27 protein-coding genes are annotated in these 19,909 nt (G+C 41.5%); 7 read left to right on the top strand and 20 right to left on the bottom strand.

Annotation, left to right across the window (positions count from 1 at the left end):
* Positions 1-776: 776 nt before the first annotated feature.
* From rplQ to CWB75_RS11390, 18 genes are all read right to left on the bottom strand, one after another.
* A complete protein-coding gene (gene rplQ / locus CWB75_RS11305) occupies positions 777-1,178 on the bottom strand; it encodes a 50S ribosomal protein L17 (protein WP_008115370.1) in 402 nt (133 codons plus the stop codon).
* A 39-nt stretch (positions 1,179-1,217) separates the two neighbouring features.
* Positions 1,218-2,204, bottom strand: a complete 987-nt coding sequence (locus CWB75_RS11310) for a DNA-directed RNA polymerase subunit alpha (protein WP_008115371.1) — start codon at positions 2,202-2,204, stop codon at positions 1,218-1,220.
* A 24-nt stretch (positions 2,205-2,228) separates the two neighbouring features.
* On the bottom strand, positions 2,229-2,849 hold the full coding sequence (rpsD, locus tag CWB75_RS11315) for a 30S ribosomal protein S4 (protein ID WP_002959461.1): 621 nt from the start codon (positions 2,847-2,849) through the stop codon (positions 2,229-2,231).
* A gap of 21 nt (positions 2,850-2,870) precedes the next feature.
* Entirely contained in the window at positions 2,871-3,257 is a 387-nt protein-coding gene (gene rpsK / locus CWB75_RS11320; protein ID WP_002959471.1) for a 30S ribosomal protein S11, read from the bottom strand.
* 12 nt (positions 3,258-3,269) lie between these two features.
* Positions 3,270-3,626, bottom strand: a complete 357-nt coding sequence (gene rpsM, locus CWB75_RS11325) for a 30S ribosomal protein S13 (protein ID WP_008115377.1) — start codon at positions 3,624-3,626, stop codon at positions 3,270-3,272.
* 125 nt (positions 3,627-3,751) lie between these two features.
* Entirely contained in the window at positions 3,752-3,865 is a 114-nt protein-coding gene (rpmJ, locus tag CWB75_RS11330) for a 50S ribosomal protein L36 (protein ID WP_002959476.1), read from the bottom strand.
* A gap of 22 nt (positions 3,866-3,887) precedes the next feature.
* Positions 3,888-5,216: a preprotein translocase subunit SecY gene (gene secY / locus CWB75_RS11335; protein WP_008115380.1), complete on the bottom strand. Its 1,329-nt coding sequence runs from the start codon at positions 5,214-5,216 to the stop codon at positions 3,888-3,890.
* Positions 5,217-5,226: 10 nt separating this feature from the next.
* Entirely contained in the window at positions 5,227-5,661 is a 435-nt protein-coding gene (gene rplO / locus CWB75_RS11340) for a 50S ribosomal protein L15 (protein WP_008115382.1), read from the bottom strand.
* A gap of 4 nt (positions 5,662-5,665) precedes the next feature.
* Positions 5,666-5,848, bottom strand: coding sequence for a 50S ribosomal protein L30 (gene rpmD, locus CWB75_RS11345; RefSeq protein ID WP_008115384.1), 183 nt, complete (start codon positions 5,846-5,848; stop codon positions 5,666-5,668).
* Between the two features lie 3 nt (positions 5,849-5,851).
* The gene (rpsE, locus tag CWB75_RS11350) at positions 5,852-6,358 is read right to left on the bottom strand and encodes a 30S ribosomal protein S5 (protein WP_008115387.1); all 507 of its coding nucleotides are present in this window, start codon (positions 6,356-6,358) and stop codon (positions 5,852-5,854) included.
* 9 nt (positions 6,359-6,367) lie between these two features.
* A complete protein-coding gene (rplR, locus tag CWB75_RS11355; RefSeq protein WP_008115388.1) occupies positions 6,368-6,718 on the bottom strand; it encodes a 50S ribosomal protein L18 in 351 nt (116 codons plus the stop codon).
* 9 nt (positions 6,719-6,727) lie between these two features.
* A complete protein-coding gene (gene rplF, locus CWB75_RS11360) occupies positions 6,728-7,261 on the bottom strand; it encodes a 50S ribosomal protein L6 (RefSeq protein ID WP_006794247.1) in 534 nt (177 codons plus the stop codon).
* Positions 7,262-7,274: 13 nt separating this feature from the next.
* The gene (gene rpsH / locus CWB75_RS11365) at positions 7,275-7,667 is read right to left on the bottom strand and encodes a 30S ribosomal protein S8 (protein ID WP_008115392.1); all 393 of its coding nucleotides are present in this window, start codon (positions 7,665-7,667) and stop codon (positions 7,275-7,277) included.
* Between the two features lie 21 nt (positions 7,668-7,688).
* A complete protein-coding gene (rpsN, locus tag CWB75_RS11370) occupies positions 7,689-7,994 on the bottom strand; it encodes a 30S ribosomal protein S14 (protein ID WP_006794245.1) in 306 nt (101 codons plus the stop codon).
* Positions 7,995-8,004: 10 nt separating this feature from the next.
* Positions 8,005-8,544 (bottom strand): 50S ribosomal protein L5, encoded by a 540-nt coding sequence (gene rplE / locus CWB75_RS11375; protein ID WP_010392500.1) that lies wholly within the window; start codon positions 8,542-8,544, stop codon positions 8,005-8,007.
* A 16-nt stretch (positions 8,545-8,560) separates the two neighbouring features.
* Positions 8,561-8,875: a 50S ribosomal protein L24 gene (gene rplX, locus CWB75_RS11380; protein ID WP_004589210.1), complete on the bottom strand. Its 315-nt coding sequence runs from the start codon at positions 8,873-8,875 to the stop codon at positions 8,561-8,563.
* Positions 8,876-8,885: 10 nt separating this feature from the next.
* Positions 8,886-9,254, bottom strand: a complete 369-nt coding sequence (gene rplN, locus CWB75_RS11385; protein WP_008115397.1) for a 50S ribosomal protein L14 — start codon at positions 9,252-9,254, stop codon at positions 8,886-8,888.
* Positions 9,255-9,528: 274 nt separating this feature from the next.
* Positions 9,529-11,466 (bottom strand): AsmA family protein, encoded by a 1,938-nt coding sequence (locus CWB75_RS11390; RefSeq protein WP_138570677.1) that lies wholly within the window; start codon positions 11,464-11,466, stop codon positions 9,529-9,531.
* A 267-nt stretch (positions 11,467-11,733) separates the two neighbouring features.
* Here CWB75_RS11390 and CWB75_RS11395 point away from each other — a divergent pair, with 267 nt between their 5' ends.
* From CWB75_RS11395 to CWB75_RS11420, 6 genes are all read left to right on the top strand, one after another.
* A complete protein-coding gene (locus CWB75_RS11395; RefSeq protein ID WP_138570678.1) occupies positions 11,734-12,897 on the top strand; it encodes a hypothetical protein in 1,164 nt (387 codons plus the stop codon).
* A 292-nt stretch (positions 12,898-13,189) separates the two neighbouring features.
* On the top strand, positions 13,190-13,867 hold the full coding sequence (locus CWB75_RS11400; RefSeq protein ID WP_138570679.1) for a TorF family putative porin: 678 nt from the start codon (positions 13,190-13,192) through the stop codon (positions 13,865-13,867).
* A 195-nt stretch (positions 13,868-14,062) separates the two neighbouring features.
* Positions 14,063-14,773 carry a YIP1 family protein gene (locus CWB75_RS11405; protein WP_138570680.1) on the top strand — a complete coding sequence of 237 codons (711 nt, stop codon included), beginning with the start codon at positions 14,063-14,065 and terminating at the stop codon, positions 14,771-14,773.
* A 48-nt stretch (positions 14,774-14,821) separates the two neighbouring features.
* Positions 14,822-15,988 carry an efflux RND transporter periplasmic adaptor subunit gene (locus CWB75_RS11410; protein ID WP_138570681.1) on the top strand — a complete coding sequence of 389 codons (1,167 nt, stop codon included), beginning with the start codon at positions 14,822-14,824 and terminating at the stop codon, positions 15,986-15,988.
* Entirely contained in the window at positions 15,988-16,695 is a 708-nt protein-coding gene (locus CWB75_RS11415; RefSeq protein ID WP_008115410.1) for an ABC transporter ATP-binding protein, read from the top strand. Before CWB75_RS11410 ends, CWB75_RS11415 begins: the two co-directional genes overlap by 1 nt.
* On the top strand, positions 16,688-17,926 hold the full coding sequence (locus CWB75_RS11420) for an ABC transporter permease (RefSeq protein WP_138570682.1): 1,239 nt from the start codon (positions 16,688-16,690) through the stop codon (positions 17,924-17,926). Before CWB75_RS11415 ends, CWB75_RS11420 begins: the two co-directional genes overlap by 8 nt.
* On the opposite strand, the gene CWB75_RS11425 is transcribed toward CWB75_RS11420, so the two are convergent.
* Both CWB75_RS11425 and CWB75_RS11430 read right to left on the bottom strand, forming a co-directional pair.
* A complete protein-coding gene (locus tag CWB75_RS11425; protein WP_138570683.1) occupies positions 17,927-18,256 on the bottom strand; it encodes a Bor/Iss family lipoprotein in 330 nt (109 codons plus the stop codon).
* Positions 18,253-18,567, bottom strand: a complete 315-nt coding sequence (locus tag CWB75_RS11430) for a Bor family protein (protein ID WP_138570684.1) — start codon at positions 18,565-18,567, stop codon at positions 18,253-18,255. The genes CWB75_RS11425 and CWB75_RS11430 overlap by 4 nt, the downstream gene beginning before the upstream one ends.
* 656 nt (positions 18,568-19,223) lie before the next feature.
* Here CWB75_RS11430 and CWB75_RS11435 point away from each other — a divergent pair.
* Positions 19,224-19,901 carry a nitroreductase family protein gene (locus tag CWB75_RS11435; protein WP_138570685.1) on the top strand — a complete coding sequence of 226 codons (678 nt, stop codon included), beginning with the start codon at positions 19,224-19,226 and terminating at the stop codon, positions 19,899-19,901.
* Positions 19,902-19,909: the final 8 nt, after the last annotated feature.

A 19,909-nucleotide genomic window follows, 5' to 3' on the forward strand; every position in this document is an offset into this window, starting at 1 on the left:
ACAGATGATTGCTTTATATTGTTAAAGAACGTTGCGATTAAAGCGTTAAACTTTATCTCGCTAGGGCTGCGCATATTACGCTTTCCTATTTTTTTGTCAACACTTAATTTTGTTAAACTTGAAAGTTTTCAGAACTAAGTTTTACTCGACTCACTGAGTAGCTCGTGCCTCGCTATGCGTTGGCGTTCCCCGTCTCAGTGGGGTCGCATTATAGGGCGATCCGAAAACAGATCAACCCTTTTTTAAAGAAAACTTGAAATAAATGACTGTTCGCTGGATATTTAGACTAAACGCTTAAAAAGACAACTAAACCTAATCATATTTCGCCTTTAAAGCTGTAAAAACTTATTTTTTGGAAAAATCTTTTCATAGTTATTGTAGCGATTACCAAGAAAATAAATTGTTTAGCTTTATATGGCCATTTAGATTAGTGGCGAATAAGTACATCAGGCAAGGGCTTTACTATATAAAGTTAATGAGCTATTGGTGGGTATCAATTATTTCGAACTTTTTTATATTAATAACTATAAAACTGTAAAAGTCGTTACATGGTCATATATTTATTAGTCTAAATAGCTTTACTTATAAATAGAAAGATAGCAGTCCTAAACGCTCGCATTATGATTCGTCGATTCTAGTTAGGCTATTTTATTAGATGAAAGGAATGAGAATAAATTTGCTATTAATAATAGAGCTAAAAGCTTTATTCATTTTGTGTGAATTTTAGATATTAAAAAGCCGAGCATAAGCTCGGCTTTTTGGTGTCTCTTTAAGACTTACTCTGCAGACTGCGCGTCTTCTTGAACTTCTTCGCTCGCCGCTGGGCGACCAACTAGTTCAATATAAGCCATTGGTGCATTATCACCAGCACGGAAGCCACACTTAAGAATACGAGTGTAACCACCTGGACGATCCGCATTACGAGGACCGATTTCACTGAATAACTTACCAACTACTTCATTATCACGCGTGCGAGCAAACGCTAAACGGCGATTTGCTACACTGTCAGTCTTAGCCAGTGTGATTAAAGGTTCAATTACACGGCGTAACTCTTTCGCTTTAGGCAAAGTAGTTTTGATGATTTCATGTTTCACCAAAGAACCTGCCATATTGCTGAACATCGCTTTACGATGGCTACTGTTACGGTTTAATTGACGACCACTCTTACGATGGCGCATGACCCTATCCTTCTAACTAAACTAATATAGTGATTTAGATTATTCAGCTAGGCTTGCAGGCGGCCAATTTTCTAGGCGCATGCCTAGAGAAAGACCACGTGAAGCTAGCACGTCTTTTATTTCAGTTAGAGACTTCTTACCTAGATTAGGCGTTTTAAGAAGCTCAACTTCAGTGCGCTGAACTAAATCACCGATATATTGAATTTGCTCGGCTTTCAAACAGTTTGCTGAACGTACTGTTAATTCAAGATCATCAACTGGACGAAGTAGAATAGGATCGAATTCTGGCTTCTCTTCTTTCTCTTCTGGCTCAGTTACATCACGTAAATCTACGAATGCATCTAATTGCTCAGCTAAGATAGTAGACGCACGGCGGATCGCTTCTTCAGGATCTAAGGTGCCGTTTGTTTCCATATCAATGATTAACTTGTCTAAATCTGTACGTTGCTCAACACGGGCTGATTCAACCGAGTACGCAATACGTTCAACTGGGCTGAATGATGCATCAAGCAGCAATCGACCAATTGGACGCTCATCGTCATCAGAGGATAAACGACTAGATGCCGGCACATAACCACGACCACGCTCAACACGAATACGCATGCTGATCTCGCTGTTATTTGTTGTTAAATTACAAATAACATGATCTGGGTTAGCAATTGTTACATCGCCATCGTGCTGAATATCTGCCGCAGTCACAGGGCCTACACCAGATTTAGTCAGGGTCAGAAAAACTTCATCTTTGCCTTCTAACGTTACCGCTAGACCTTTAAGGTTTAGTAGTATTTCAATGATGTCTTCTTGTACGCCTTCTTTCGCGCTGTACTCATGCAATACACCGTCGATTTCAACTTCAGTTACTGCACATCCAGGCATAGATGATAACAGTATACGGCGTAAGGCATTACCCAAAGTGTGACCAAAGCCACGCTCGAGTGGTTCTAAAACTACTTTAGAACGCGTTGGGTTGATAGCGTCGATATCGACTAACCTTGGTTTTAGAAATTCTGTAACAGAACCCTGCATTTTATCCTCTCTTAACTCTTAACTTTACTTAGAGTAAAGTTCGACGATTAGTTGTTCATTAATGTCCGCAGACAGATCTGAACGCTCAGGTAGGCGCTTGAAGCTACCTTCCAATTTCTTACCGTCAACTTCAACCCAAGTCGGCTTTTCACGTTGCTCAGCCAACTCTAGAGCAGCGATGATACGTGCTTGTGTTTTAGACTTCTCACGGATTACAACAGTATCTTCTGGAGTAATTACGTATGAAGGAATATTCACAACACGACCATTAACTAGAATCGCTTTGTGGCTTACTAACTGACGTGCTTCAGCGCGTGTGCTAGCAAAACCCATGCGATATACAACATTGTCTAAACGTTGCTCTAAAAGCTGTAACAAGTTTTCACCTGTGTTGCCTTTAAGGCGAGCAGCTTCTTTGTAGTAGTTACGGAATTGCTTTTCTAATACACCGTAAATACGACGTACTTTTTGCTTTTCACGTAATTGTAAACCGTAATCAGATAAGCGTCCTTTACGAGCGCCGTGCTGACCAGGTGCAGTCTCAAGTTTACACTTAGAGTCGATAGCTCTTACGCCGCTCTTAAGGAACAGGTCAGTACCTTCACGACGACTCAGCTTGAGCTTAGGGCCCAAATATCTTGCCATGTTATTTCTCCTAACCTATTGTTAAACGCGACGTTTCTTCGGTGGACGACAACCATTATGTGGTATTGGCGTCACGTCAGTAATGTTGGTGATACGGTAACCAGCAGCATTCAAAGCACGTACAGCAGATTCACGACCTGGACCTGGACCTTTGATGAAAACTTCTAGATTTTTTAAACCGTATTCTTGAGCAGCAGTACCTGCACGCTCTGCAGCAACCTGAGCAGCGAATGGAGTAGATTTACGTGAACCACGGAAACCTGAACCACCGGCAGTAGCCCATGATAGTGCATTACCTTGACGGTCGGTAATCGTTACAATAGTGTTGTTGAAAGACGCATGAACATGAGCCATACCATCAGCAACTTGCTTTTTAACCTTTTTACGACGAATTGGTGTCTTAGCCATTTTACTATCCCCTTATCGCTTAATAGGCTTACGAGGACCCTTACGGGTACGCGCGTTAGTCTTTGTTCTTTGACCACGAAGTGGTAAAGAGCGACGGTGACGTAGGCCACGGAAACAACCAAGGTCCATAAGGCGCTTGATATTCAAAGTAACTTCACGACGAAGGTCACCTTCTACAGTGTACTTGCCAACTGCTTCACGCAGTACGTCAAGTGTTTCGTCTGAAAGTTCACCGATTTTTGTGGTCTCGGCGATACCAGTCGCTTCTAAGATAGCCTTAGAGCGAGTCTTACCTATGCCATAAATAGCTGTTAAACCAATAACTGCATGTTTATGATCAGGGACGTTAATGCCAGCGATACGGGCCACTAACACATCTCCTATATTTGAATTTGGTAATCATCTGTTTGAAAAGCCCGTAAGGATACTCAAACGAAGACCAAATCACAACTAAAAACACAGGCCGAGAAACCTCAGCCTGCACGACTGTTTACTTAGCCTTGCCTTTGCTTATGCTTAGGCTCACTGCAAATTACGCGTACTACACCAGCACGTTTAATAACTTTACAGTTACGGCATATTTTCTTAACGGAAGCACGTACTTTCATTGCTCAACTCCGTAAACTGACCTTATCGACCGTAGCCTTTAAGGTTCGCTTTTTTCAGCACAGAATCATACTGATGTGACATCAGATGCGTCTGTACTTGTGCCATAAAGTCCATGATTACAACAACGATAATCAAAATTGATGTACCGCCGAAATAGAATGGCGTTTGCCATGCCATAGTCATGAATTCGGGCACCAGACAGATAAAGGTTATATACAAAGCACCTGCCAATGTCAGGCGTGTCATCACTTTATCAATGTATTTAGATGTCTGCTCACCTGGACGAATACCTGGGATAAATGCGCCAGATTTTTTCAGGTTGTCTGCTGTTTCACGCGGGTTAAAAACCAACGCTGTGTAGAAAAAGCAGAAGAAGATGATAGCCGCAGCTAAAACCATTGCATACAAAGGCTGACCTGGAGTCAACGTTGTAGCAATTGCTTGTAGCACATCAGCAACCGGACCTTCACCCTGGCCGAACCAGCTTGCAATTGTACCAGGGAACAGAATTATACTGCTAGCGAAGATTGGTGGAATAACACCCGCCATATTTACTTTCAGAGGTAAATGCGTGCTTTGAGCAGCAAATACTTGACGACCTTGTTGACGCTTGGCGTAGTTAACAACGATACGTCGTTGACCACGTTCAAAGAATACAACAAGATAAGTAACAGCGAATACTATAACCGCAACCATCAACAGTACAAAAACATTCAAATCACCTTGGCGCGCCATTTCGGCTGTCGAACCAATAGCAGACGGCAGGTTAGCTACAATACCAACAAATATTAGAACTGAGATACCGTTACCGATACCACGTTCTGTTATCTGTTCGCCCAACCACATAAGGAACATAGTACCGGTTACTAAGCTCACCACTGCGGTGAAATAGAATCCCATACCTGGGTTAACAACTAACCCGTTCATCATGCCCGGTAAGCTTGTGGCAATACCGATTGATTGGATAGTAGCAAGCACAAGCGTGCCGTAGCGTGTGTACTGGCTTATCTTTTTACGCCCTTGCTCACCTTCTTTCTTAAGCTCTATAAACGGCGGATACATATGCGTTAATAGTTGCGTAATAATCGAAGCCGAGATATACGGCATGATACCCAGTGCTAACACTGAAGCTCGCTCAAGCGCACCACCGCTAAACATGTTGAACATCTCAACAATGGTGCCCTTTTGTTGCTCGAAGAAATCGGCAAGTACAGCGGCGTCAATCCCAGGGATCGGCACAAATGAACCTAGACGGTAAATTATGATAGCACCCAATACGAAGAGTAATCGGCGCTTCAATTCCGAAAGTCCACCTTGTGCACTTTGTGTATCTTGACCTGGTTTAGCCATTAGTACTTCCTTAGTCTTCTACCTTGCCTCCGGCAGCTTCGATAGCTTCGCGTGCACCTTTAGAAGCCTTAAGGCCTTTAACGGTAACAGCGCGTGAAACTTCGCCAGATTTAACAACTTTAACGAACTGAACGTTCTTTTTAACTAGACCAGCTGCTTGTAACGCGCTTAGGTCTACCACATCGCCTTCAACTTTAGCGATTTCGTATAGGTTAATTTCTGCAGATACTAAAGATTTGCGAGAAGTGAAACCGAACTTAGGTAGACGACGTTGCATAGGCATTTGACCGCCTTCGAAACCAACGCGTACTTTACCGCCAGAACGTGATTTTTGACCTTTGTGACCACGGCCACCAGTCTTACCAAGACCAGAACCGATACCACGACCAACACGTTTTGGAGCAGTTTTTGAACCTGCAGCAGGTGAAAGTGTATTCAAATGCATCGAATTACCCCTCTACCTTAACCATGTAATAAACCTGGTTAATCATACCACGCACACATGCTGTGTCTTCTAACTCAACAGTGTGATTGATACGACGTAAACCAAGACCGCGTAATGTAGCTTTATGCTTCGGTAAACGACCGATAGAGCTTTTTACTTGTGTTACTTTTACAGTTTTATTAGCCATGGTTTACCCCAAAATCTCATCTACTCGAAGACCACGTTTTGCAGCGATCGACTGAGGAGAATTCATGTTCTCAAGTGCTGAGATCGTTGCACGTACAACGTTGATCGGGTTAGTAGAACCGTAACATTTAGAAAGTACGTTCTGCACACCAGTCACTTCAAGTACTGCACGCATAGCACCACCTGCAATGATACCAGTACCTTCAGATGCTGGTTTCATAAACACTTGTGAGCCAGCATGACGTCCTTTAACAGGATGCTGTAATGTGTTGCCATTTAGGTCTACGTTGATCATGTTACGACGTGCTTTTTCCATTGCTTTTTGAATAGCAGCTGGAACTTCACGTGCTTTACCATAACCGAAACCTACTTTACCTGCGCCATCACCAACTACAGTTAGTGCAGTAAAGCTAAAGATACGACCACCTTTAACTACTTTAGACACACGGTTCACCGCGATTAGCTTTTCAGCTAAATCAGGCTGTTGTTGCTTTGCTTCTACGTTAGCCATTGTCTACTCCTAGAATTGCAAACCGGCTTCACGCGCAGCATCAGCTAGCGCCTTCACACGGCCGTGATATTTAAAGCCACTGCGATCAAAAGCAATCTTTTCGATGCCTTTGTCAGCCGCACGTTCAGCAACCGCTTTACCAACTGCTTGTGCAGCTGCAACGTTGCCTGTGCCTTTAACTGTTTCGCTAATAGCTTTCTCAACAGTAGAAGCAGCAGCCAGTACATTACCCTCAGCGTTTACAACTTGAGCGTAAATGTGACGTGGCGTGCGGTGGATAACAAGACGCGTTGTGCCTTGTTCAATATAATTTCTACGAGTGCGTTTAGCACGACGTAGACGAGCTGTTTTTTTATCCATCGTCTTACCTTACTTCTTCTTAGCCTCTTTACGGCGTACATTCTCATCTGAATAACGAACACCTTTACCTTTATAAGGCTCAGGTTTACGGTATGCACGAATGTTAGCAGCTGTTTGACCAACTAACTGCTTGTCTACGCCCTTAACTAGAACTTCTGTTTGGCTTGGAGTTTCAATCGTAATTCCTTCAGGAACTGCGAAATTAACTGGGTGCGAGAAACCAAGAGTTAAGTCTAAAACTTTGCCCTTAGCTGCAGCACGGTAACCAACACCTACTAACTGAAGTTTCTTCTCGTAACCTTCATGCGTACCAACAACCATGTTGTTGATTAGAGCGCGAGCAGTACCTGCTTGTGCCCATGCATTGGCTACGCCTTCACGAGGTAAAGTTGTAATAACGTTGTCGTTAACTTGTACTTCAACTGCATCGTTGATTGTACGAGTAAGTTCACCGTTTTTGCCTTTAACTGTGATTTCCTGGCCTTTTAATGTAACTTCTACACCGGCAGGAACGTTTATTGGTGCCTTTGCTATGCGAGACATAGTTCCCCTCCGATTAAGCTACAAAACCAATGATTTCACCACCAACGCCTGCACTACGTGCTGCGCGGTCTGTCATTAGGCCTTTAGAAGTTGATACGATAGCGATACCTAAACCACCCATTACCTTCGGTAATTCGTCACGTCTCTTATAGATACGTAGACCAGGGCGACTTACACGCTGGATATTTTCAATAACAGCTTTGCCTTCGAAGTACTTTAACTCGATAGAAAGCTCAGGTTTAACATCACCACTTACTGCGAAGTCTGCGATGTAACCTTCATTTTTTAATACATTAGCTACTGCTACTTTCAGTTTCGAATTAGGCATCGTTACAGATACTTTCTTCGCTGACTGACCGTTACGGATTCGTGTAAATAAATCCGCGATAGGATCTTGCAAGCTCATAGTCTTACTCCCATGATTCTATTACCAGCTAGCCTTTTTAAGGCCAGGAATTTCACCGCGCATAGCTGCTTCGCGAACTTTAATACGGCTCATGCCGAATTTGCGAAGGAAACCATGTGGGCGGCCCGTAATGTTACAACGATTACGTTGACGTGCAGGGCTAGAATCACGAGGTAAAGCTTGTAGCTTAAGTACCGCGTCCCAACGATCATCTTCAGATGTATTAACATCACTGATGATAGCTTTTAGTGCTGCACGCTTTTCAGCGTACTGAGCAACTAGTTTAGTGCGCTTTGCTTCGCGCGCTTTCATAGAATTCTTTGCCATAACCCTACCCTTATTTCTTGAATGGGAAGTTAAACGCTTCTAACAACGCACGGCCTTCCTCATCTGATTTCGCAGATGTAGTGATTGTGATATCCATACCGCGTACACGGTCTACTTTATCATAATCAATTTCTGGGAAGATGATTTGTTCACGTACGCCCATGCTGTAGTTACCACGTCCATCAAAAGACTTAGCACTTACACCACGGAAGTCACGGATACGTGGGATAGCGATTGAAACCAAACGCTCAAAAAAGTCCCACATACGCTCGCCGCGTAGGGTTACTTTACAACCAATCGGGTAACCTTCACGCACTTTGAAGCCAGCAACAGATTTGCGTGCTTTAGTGATTAAAGGTTTCTGACCAGAGATAGCTTCTAGATCCGCAACAGCGTTATCTAAAATCTTCTTGTCAGCTAAGGCTTCGCCCACACCCATATTTAATGTGATCTTCTCGATCTGAGGGACTTGCATGACAGAGCTGAAACCAAACTTCTCTTGAAGTTCAGCAACTACTTTGTCTTTATATACTTCATGCAGTTTCGCCATCATTCTACTCCAACTATTAGATAGTTTTACCAGTAGATTTAAAGATACGTAATTTCTTACCATCTTCAATCTTGAAACCTACACGATCTGCTTTGCTCGTTTCCGAGTTGTAGATCGCAACGTTTGATACGTCGATAGACGCTTCTTTCTCAACAATACCGCCAGCTTGGTTCAACTGTGGAACCGGCTTTTGGTGTTTCTTGATTAAGTTAATGCCTTCGACAAATACTCGACCAGACTCGGTTACAACTGAAAGCACTTTGCCGCGCTTACCTTTGTCTTTACCTGCTAGTACGATTACTTCGTCATCACGACGGATTTTTGCTGCCATGATAGACTCCTTACAGTACTTCTGGGGCTAGTGAAACGATTTTCATGAACTTTTCATTACGAAGTTCGCGAGTCACAGGGCCGAAAATACGAGTACCAATAGGCTGCAAGTTATCATTTAAGATAACAGCCGCATTGCTGTCGAAACGGATCAATGAACCGTCTGGACGACGAACGCCTTTTTTGGTACGCACAACTACCGCGTTTTTAACATCACCTTTCTTCACTTTACCGCGAGGAATCGCTTCTTTTACAGAAACTTTAATGATATCGCCAATCGCTGCATAGCGACGGTGTGAACCACCAAGGACTTTTATACACTGCACTTTGCGAGCGCCGCTGTTATCAGCAACTTCCAGCTGAGTTTGCATTTGGATCATGTTAATGACCTCCGGTGTAGTAATTACAACTTGTCTTAAATTTGTTTAAAATCAAGACATTTCGATTGAATTCCACTCAAAAAACATACTAGATGTCTCTTAAGGGCGGGCAATTGTATCAGCATTGAGGGGGGAGTGGTAGGTTATTTTTTAATTAATTTAATGCGGACGATAAATTAGAAACTGGTTTTTTATGCTATCTATCTAAATTACAGGTGGTTATAAAACAAACAAGGCACCTTTACGGTGCCTTGTTTTATATCAGTAATTAAAATTAGCCAAACAAACCTTTTAATTTGTCTTTAATTTTGTCTTTAGCTTTTTCTTTTGCTTCATCTTTAACCGCACTGCCTATATCTAATTTTATACCAACATCATGGAATGGGCCTTTTATCCTCAGTGGAATTTTAAAGCCAGTGCTATCATCAGTAGTACCTTGACCTTCAATAGAGTCAACGAGACCTGTTACTAGGCGGTAATTAACCAGAGTTTGCGGCAAATCAACGTCTCCTTCACCTGAAATGCGCATTAAAGGGCTGATCAACGATAAATCAGTATTTTTGCCTACGCCATTGGTAAAGTTAAAACTACCAGAAAGTGCAGAGAAATCGGTTTTCTCAGATTCTTCAAATCCTGTATCTAGTCCCTCAGACACGGCATTAAAGTTGCCTTTAACTAGCTCTTTACCCTTACGTACCATTTCCGCTACGTTTGCTCCTTTAACCGCACCATCTGCGAACTTAAACCCGAGTTTACCATTGAGCGCATTTATAAATGTTTTTTGGCTTTGCCCAGCTGTAGTTAAATTCCAATTTAACGACCCTTTGCCCATTAGTTTATCAAAGCCTGCAGCATCGCTAAGTAATGGTTGTGCGGCTATTCTGTCTAAATCGAAGTTGGTTGCTATTTTATAAGGGGTATTTTGAGCATTGATAGTCACCACCCCTTTACCTGTTCCTTCATAAGCCGCAAAGCTGTCTAAACTTAATTTAGCAATGCTATTTTTAAGTGCTACAGTAAATTGGTTTGCGCCGAGTTTTATATCGTTCACTTTTAAGCCACTCGAACGAACATTCACATCTGCATCTAGTGCGCTTAAGCCACTTAAATCAATTTTAGTATCATCCCACACTATCGGCTCTGCAGGCTTAGAGTCGTCTTTTGCAGGGACTTCTTTTTTTGCTACGGTTTCAGGTAAGTAAGGATTTAAATCAAGCATGCCTAAGTCAATATCAGCATTAACAGCTAAGCGACCGCCTAAATTTAACTTACTTTTACCTTTAATCTCGAGTGCATCGAGCGTTGCTACTAATTCAGTTAAGTTAAACTCTTCACCGAGTAAGTGCATTTCAGCATTGATGCTAAAGGCGTTAAACGCATTGTCTTTAGCGTTTAAGTCAACCCCTTGCCAGTTAGCAATATTTTTAACCGAATCACCGTTAAGTGTTAAAAGTCCTTTAATGTCTTGGCCTTGTTTGGCTATGCTGCCATCAAACGTTAAATCTACTAAACGTGAGTTAAGCGTTTGCTTTACATTAAATGTGGCGCCTTCAATCGCTTTTGCTGGTGTATTAAGTTTTACATCAAGTTCAAATCGCTCTTGCATATAAGTAATAGCACCGGTTACTTCAAGCTGTTTACGCAGTGAAGGCAGTAATATAGCCAGTTCTAAATCGCTAATTTTTTGTTTAGCACCCGTTTGACCATCTAAATAAGTAAACGACCCGCCATAAATAGCGACTTCACCTAATTGAATATCAAAGTTTTCAGGAAGTTTGACAGCCTCTCCCGCTTGAGTTTGTTGCTCTGGTTGCTTGGCCACTGCATCAAATAACTGCCAGTTTGCTTTGCCGCTTTTATCGGTTTCTAGCAAAATATCAGGCTCATTAATTACAAACTTTTCTAGCTTTAGTTCGCCACCGAGTAATGAAAGCCAAGGAATATGAACAGCAAGTTGCTGCATACTTGCCATATCAGCGCGAGAGCCACTGGGCATATTGGCAAAATGCACATCATTAAGCTCCAGCTTTAATGCAGGAAATACACTGAGGGTTTTATCTCCCTTGATCGTTAATGTGCGCCCAGTTGTTTTTTCTACCTGCTCAGACACTTTATTAAAAATAGTATCAGTAGGAATTAAAAATGGTGCAGCAACAATTAACGCTATACATAGCAATAATATGACACCAATAATTTTAAATAAGGTCTTCATGATCATCCTTTCAAACGTGCAAATAATGTTCTTATCATAGCGGGAGTTAGCGCCAAAAGCATTGTTAAATAAATAAAAAGCATATCAATTAGAGCCCCCCTCTTTCTAAATCAGGTTTTGAAGACCCATTTTAATAAACTTAAAGATTCATGCTCCTGATTACATTGATGCAATTGTTAGGTATGATCCCCGGCCCTGTTGTATTTAGCCTAAATAAGCTAAAATGAAGCGACTAAAAAGTATATCTAACCGGAGAGTCTACAAGGCATGAAGAAACTGCTAATTTCACCGTCAAAAATGGCATTAGGCGAGCAAGAAAGTCAAATTTATCAAAATATCCTGAAGCAATCTTCAGAGCTAAGCCTAAACCTGATGGCTGTGAAAGTGGAAAACCATCCAGAAGACTTTTTAGGTTGGTGTTATGAGCTATTAAGTGCAAGCCGCGACCGTATTAATTACGACTTACTCGAAAGCCAACAATTACCACTATTAAAAAAGCTGCATGACCAACTTATTTCAGCCATTAGCTTTTTACAGTTAAAAACATTACGGGTAGCACCTTGGCCAGTAGTGAGTATGTTTGTAGAGCAACATAAAGAACTGGTGGCACTTGATGAGCAATTACGTTTAACTGCTTATATTGCAGGTCTGCGTGAAAAGCCGTTAAAAGAGATGATCCCTGAAGACTTACTCGCTTTTAGCGGTAAGCATATGGCATCACTCGATCCGAGTACTTATAACTTTGATGTAGAATGGTTTGCCTCTACCAAAAGCGCCAAAGGTTTTCACCAGATGCTGGCTGATTTGCCAGGCGCATTCGACGATGCCCTTAGCAACATTCCACTTGAGGGTGATGTAGCGCAAAATGATTACCAACAATTTGTAATTGCTTACTTGAGTGCATTTAATGGTAGTGATGAAAAACCAACTCTGGCGCCTGCCACCCGCTTATTAGCAATGCGCCGCCCTGATGTGTTTACTCCAATTAGTAACAGTCGCTTAGATGCACTTTGCTCCGCACTTGGTATCACCAAATTAAATAACCGTGACTTTGAGCGTTACTGGCAAGATGTAGTACAAAGCATTCACGCTATGTCATGGTTTAAAATGGCCAATGCTGGTAATGAACTAGAAACACAGTTGGTGGACATTAAAGCGCTTGTACCTTGCTTTTTTTACTATGCAGATACTAATACTGCAGATAACTCTAACTACATTAAGCTACTTAATAAACCTACACGTAGCACTTCTAGCAGCAGTAAAGCGCCACGCCGAGGCAAAGAATCTGCTGAGATTTTAGTGGATCGCGCTCTTGCTGCTGATGATGTTCCAGAGCATATTCGTGCTAAACGTGACTCTATTATTAGCGAAGTACAAAAAGGCCGCGGTGTTAACGAAACAATTACCCTAATGCGTGCCATTTTTGGTTAATTAACCCACAAGAAAAATAAAATAGCCTAGCAGCGCTTTGATGGTGCAGCTAGGCTATTTTTTGCACCAGCAAAGTGAACCTGCTAAATAATTACTTTTCTATCCCTACCTCATATTATTTTCAATACATTGTTTTAAATAATAAAAATAATTTATAAACGAATAAGTTTAATTTGGCACACACAGTGCAAATACCCCATTAGTAACATAATAAAATGCCGCCAAACAAAAGGTTGTAGTCGTTCATAATAAAAAGCCTTGGCGTGCAAAATCATACAATGGGAAATGAGACATGCTAAAACTACAAAAAACAATATTGATCAGTGCATTGGCATTAACAGGAATGACATCAACTACTGCATTTGCTGAAGTAACAGCAAATGCAGCAGCCACTTCAAACTACTTATGGCGCGGACAAGAGCAAACTGGGGGCGATGCAGCTGTATCTGGCGGTATTGATTACGCTAATGAATCTGGCTTTTATGCGGGTACTTGGGCGTCAAATGCGTCTTGGGCCGATGAAATGACCTACGAGCTAGACTTATACGCAGGTTTTGGCGGCGCAATTAATGAAAGCGTGAGTTATGACGTAGGGTATATCTATTATGCATACCCTGATGCGGCATCAGGTGCAGATGCAGATTTTTCTGAAGTCTACGGTAGCATTAGTGTGCAGGGCTTTACATTTGGTGCAGCCGTACTTGCAACATCTGCAGCCAGTGGTGATGGTACTGATTTTGGTGATTCATTGTATTTAAATGCCGATTACAGCTTCGCTGTTGGTAGCAATGGCACTGAAATGGCGCTACACATAGGGCATTACTCAGGCGATTTCATCGGTGATGACAATATTATTGATTATGGTGTATCGGTGTCTAAAGATGGTTTTACTTTTGGCCTATCTGATAACGACATGGATGGCTCTGATATAAAAGCCTATGTAGCCTACGCTGTAGACTTTAACCTATAAAAAGAATGTGTTACTTGCTGCAACACTAAGGGCCGCAAGGCCCTTTTATCGTTTTAAATAACTCAACTAGATCTAATCACGCCACACCTTGTTAACAAACCGTTACAATTAATAAATCAACTTACCTCGCTTTTACCTTAGTATATGACTGATAACTATATAGTTCACTATTGAGAAAATCATAAAGGAATAATCATGAAGTCATCTAACGCGCTATCTGCTTGTATCGACATTTTTATCAGCCCAAGCAAGGCTTTTAATGGGCTAAAAGAAGCTAAAGGCTGGTCTTGGCTTGCTTTTGCACTTCTCGCTCTAACCCTTGCAGCCTCTGCTTATACATTTTATACCACTGCAGACTCACAATTTATTTTAGACCAGCAGGTTGCTGCAGCGAGTGTGGATGCCACAATCGGTGAGAAAAAAATGATCCGTCAAAGTATGGAGCAAAGCCTCGATAACCAAGTGTGGTTTGCAATTGGCGGGGGGATTTTCGGCCTTCTTTTTATAAATGCACTCCTATCTGGGTATTACATGTTGATATCTAAGCAAGACCCTGATGCTAATTATAGCTATGGTGCGTGGTATGGTTTTGGTGTTTGGAGCATGATGCCCATGGTTATTTCAAGTTTAGGTGTTGTTGCGCTAGTTCTTACAGCCAGTAACAATGAATTACCTATTAGTTTGTTTAATTATGCATCGATAAATCAGTTGTTGCTGGGGTTAGAGCTTGGAGATAGCTTCTATAATATGATGGAGAGTTTAAGTATTTTTAGTCTTTGGAGCATAGCTTTAGTTGCTATTGGGTTAAAGTGTTGGACTAATTTCAGCTTTAATAAAGCACTTCTTTTTGCTGCACTACCGACCATTATCATTTACAGCATCTGGACAATTGTTATTGTTGCTTAAAGGAATGTAGGCAAACTTTTTTGCCTACTCATAAATACGGAAATAAAAATGAAAAAAGCGATTATCATTACCCTTGCAATTGTAGCTTTTATTGCTCTTGTTGTATCAAAGCAAATTACTGGCGATGAAAAAGCACCAGAGGTAAATGTTGCAAAGGTTGAGCAAGGTAGTATTGCAGACTCCATTATGGCCTCTGGCAATTTAGTCTTTAATACTCAAGTGCAGTTACGTTCAGAGGTAACCGGACGAGTCGACAAGGTGTTTGTTGAAGAAGGACAAAGTGTAAAACAAGGCGACATTTTAATGCGCTTAGATACCACTGCTTTTGAGTCAGAAGTAACACGTAATAAAGCGGTATTGCGAGCTAGCGAAATAGAAATAAAACACAGTAAAACACGCCTTTTGAATATTGAACGTCAGCTTAAACGTCAAAAAGAGCTTTATGACGTAGGCCTAGCAGGGCAAGAAGTATACGAGAACTTACAAAATGCACGCGACCTTGCCAAAATAGATATTGAAGCCAGAGTAGAGTCTTATAATCAAGCCAAAGCCTCTCTTTCAATCGCTGAAGATAGACTTAGCAAAAGTGTATTTCGTGCTCCAATGAGTGGTTTGCTCGCCTCAGTAAATATTAAAGAAGGCGAAACCGTTATTGCCGGCACCACTAATATTATTGGCTCAGATTTAATGCTGGTTGCCGACCCAAGCGCTATTTTAGCTGAGCTCAGAGTTGATGAAACTGATATTGCTGGCATTAAATTGGACCAGCATGCAGATATTTATGCTGCTGCGTACCCTAATCAACCCTTCACTGGCAAGGTCATTAACATTGGAACCTCAGCAAAAAACCAAGCAGGTTCACAAGGTTTATCATTTCGAGTGAAAGTGTTACTTGATAATACCGATAGGCAACTATATGCAGGTATGAGCTGCCGTGCAGAAATCGCAACAAGCCTTGCTGTGAATGGTTTAAAGCTCCCTATCGAAGCCGTACAAAAAGAAGATGACAAAACGTTTGTATGGCGTTTAAACGACGACAACACTGTAAGCAAAGCCTATGTAGAAGTGGGTATTTCTTCAGATATAGAGCAAGCAATTACCCAAGGTTTAAATAAAGGGGAGCGAATTGTTATTGGCCCTGCACGTCCTATCAGTAAACTAAAAGAAAATGATACGGTAAAAGTTAAGCAAACAACTGCCAAGGATGCGCAATAATGTCGGCGGTAATCAAGCTTGAGCATATTAACAAGCAATACAAAATGGGTGAGCAAATCTTTAAGGCCCTAGATGATGTAAACGTGGTCATTAATGAAAACGAGTATGTCGCTATAATCGGTCCTTCAGGTTCAGGTAAGTCAACTTTAATGAACTTATTGGGTTGCTTAGATACTCCGACTACTGGGGATTACTTTTTAAAAGATAAACTTGTAAAAAGTATGACAGAAACCGAGCTCGCTCATCAGCGTAACGAAAGTGTTGGCTTTATTTTTCAGAGCTTTAACTTACTTCCGCGTGCGTCGGCACTTGAAAATGTGATGCAGCCTTTGGTTTATAGGTTTATACCCGCAAAACAACGTAAACAGAAAGCCTTGGATGCCTTAAAACGAGTTGGCCTTGGCGACAAAGTTAGCCATTTATCGAGCCAACTCTCTGGTGGGCAACGCCAGCGTGTTGCAATTGCCCGTGCCTTAGTCACAAAACCGCATATTTTACTCGGTGACGAACCAACCGGGAATCTAGACAGCAAAACCACCACTGAAATTATGGCGCTATTTGATGAGCTACATAATGAAGGCCACACCATTATTTTGGTAACTCACGAACAAGAAATTGCAGATCATTGCCAGCGAGTTATTCGCTTAGTTGATGGCAAGGTAGTGAGCGATGTGCGTAAAGGTGAAGGAGACAAACAGCATGTTTAAATCTGCTATTGCAATTATGGAAGGAACAAAAGCAGCACTAATGGCCATTAAAGCCAATGCCATGCGAAGCGCACTCACTTGTTTAGGGATTATAATTGGGGTTGCCGCGGTTATTACAGTGGTAGCCGTTATGCAAGGCTTTACTAAGCAAATTAACGATCAACTCGCAGATATGGCACCTGATGTAACCACAATTAAACCCTTTACCAGCATTGAACAAGAAATGGTGGGCAAAAACGCTAAACTCACTTACAACGATTTTTTAGCCTTAAAAGCACGTGTTAAAGAGGCTGAAACACTCACTGCACTGATGTTTACTTGGCGTTTTTCTGGTGGCGCTGAATATGGAAATAAAAGCCACTCATCACGAGTAATGGGTACAGAGCAAGATTACCAAAAAGCGTATAGAACCTTTCCAGAACTTGGGCGCTTTATTCGCGCTGAGGATGATGAAAAGCGCCGTCGAGTCGCTTTTATTGGTCCATCCATTATTGAAAAGCTAAACCTACCAAAAAACCCTGTAGGCGAATATATTAAACTTGGCGGCGAATGGTTTAGAATTATTGGTGTTGCTGAAAAACAAGGTAGTTTATTGGGGTTCGATCAAGACGATTATATTAATATTCCCATCAGTACCATGAGCGCATTAGAGGGTGCAAGTAGCAGCAGTAATGTACAAATTATGTTTAGACTCAAAGAAGACAGTGATGAAGAATTGGTACTTGCTAAAATCACTCGCATTTTACGCCAGTTACATAAACTAAAAGACAATCAAGAAAACGACTTTGAATTTGAAACAGCTGAAAAAGCACGCGCTAATGTTGATAAATTTACAGGTAGCGCTACAGCAATTACCGCAGGGATTGTAGGTATCAGTCTTGTAGTTGGCGGTATTGGTGTAATGAACATTATGCTTGTATCTGTCACCGAGCGTACCCGCGTTATTGGTACATTAAAAGCGCTTGGTGCAACACCTGGGTTTATTATGCTGCAGTTTTTAGTCGAAGCTGTAGTACTTTCATTATTTGGTGGTTTAATTGGCCTAGCCATTGGCTATGGGGGTGCTGCGTTAATTTCACTTATGGTACCTAGCATGCCAGACGCTTATATACCTGGCTGGGCAATCATGTTGTCGTTTGGTTTTACCTCGTTAATTGGGATAGTATTTGGATTAGCCCCTGCTATAAAAGCAGCAAGGCTAAATCCTATTGATGCACTGCGTTACGAATAATTATTGTACCTTGTAAGGTACCTTAACGCAGTCGACTTCGACAGTTTTAGGGTACCAAACAGGGCCTACTTCATTAACGGCCATTTCAGCTAAACCATTCACAAATGATTTATACGTATGAACACTCTGCCACTGACCATCCGCACACGTTTGCGATAAATTAATCGCATCGGAACCTTCGTATAACCCGAGTCCAAAATTGTGATGCCACTGTTTTGTTTTATTCGCTGTCTCTGACGCTGTGTATTCGCCATTGTCAAAATGAATATTAGTACACCCTGTCGTACTAAGTATCACTAAACTTGCTGCTAATACCGTTAATTTTTTCATAATACCTCCCCTGCCACTCGCTGCTCATCACACCATATTTTTACTGTGTGAGGCGCATAAACACCTAATGTGACCAACCCTAAAGCCCCATCTATCACTGTTTGTTGCGATTGCATTTGCACTACGGTTTGATCGCCGCATACTTTTTTCACATTCACACGCTCTTCGCCAACGAGTCCCCACATAAAAAAAGGGCGGCTATCTTGATATGTTGGTTTATCACTTAATTTAGCAATTTTTTGTGGTTGAATCGTCACCGAAGAACATGCACTCAGCATAACTACTATTGAACATGTGATTAACGCCTTCATTAGGTTTGTCCTTTTTATGTATTTAAGAGTTGTAATTGTATACATTGGTTTTCTATTAAATAGTAAGAAACAGTTATAGCTTTGTAGGCAAATCGTAGAACCGGCAACACTTTTTAACAGTGAACTTAATCAGGCAGTGATTATCTTAAAGCGGACGCTACGTTAACTAAAAGTGAGATTTTTCAATGCTCAAAACAACCCTTTTTTACATGTAACTTGAGTTCCATTGCTCGTGTTATTTAGCCATTTAGTCACGCAAGCGAAATCGATAAAGAGGTTAAGCACACAAGCAATGAAGCCTCAGAACACTTGGGGTAAGCGTTATGACAAAACAGCGGATGACTTTATAGGAAATTTAACGGGAAAGCGTATACCATTACTTTCAAAGGTGGAACGAAGTTAACTGCAAATGCATGGTTATTAATAGAACTCAATAAAATCAGAGCCACAGAAAAGCCTCAACACATGCGGCTGGGTTTCACATGTAAGAGAGTGAATTCGATTCTGTGGAATCATAGTGGAGGCTAACTACATTTAAGTAAAAATGAAAATTGAGTGGACATATAAATAGCACTAATCAGAGCAGATAACGCTTGCACCTGATACTGTGACTAGGTATAAAAATAATACCCACTTTTAATAAGAAGCGAAAAGCCATGCAGCAACATGATAATCAACCCCTTACTGACTTTAATGAGTACCCTGAAGAAGTTATGCTCTCGCGCGCAAAGGAGTTTTTACAAACGAGCCAGCGCCGTCATAGTATTCGCAGCTTTAGTAACCGCCAGGTGCCAAAAGAAATCATCGAAACCTGTATTAAAGCAGCAGGTACAGCACCTAGTGGTGCAAACCACCAGCCTTGGCATTTTGTGGCCATTAATAGTAGTGATGTTAAAAAGCAAATACGAGAGGCCGCTGAAAAACTAGAGCGCTCTTTTTATGAAGGTCGCGCAGGCGAAGAATGGCTTGATGCATTGAAACCATTAGGTACCGATGCTAATAAACCCTATTTAGAGCACGCACCATGGTTGATTGCAGTGTTTAGTCAAAAAAAGGGGGGTGTAAATACGGACGATAAAAACACTAATTACTATGTACATGAATCGGTAGGGCTGGCCACTGGTTTTTTAATTCAAGCACTACACCGAGCAGGCCTTGCAACCCTTACCCACACCCCAAAACCAATGAGCTTTTTAACCGATATTTGTGGCCGTGATAAAGACAACGAACGTCCTTATATGCTATTAATTGCAGGCTACCCCGATGAGCATGCAACGGTGCCTCTGCATGCACTTGATAAAAAATCGCTGGATGAAATAGCCACATTTATTTAACCCGAACT

It is taken from the genome of Pseudoalteromonas sp. S1608, assembly GCF_005887265.1.
GTDB classification, from domain to species: domain Bacteria; phylum Pseudomonadota; class Gammaproteobacteria; order Enterobacterales; family Alteromonadaceae; genus Pseudoalteromonas; species Pseudoalteromonas undina.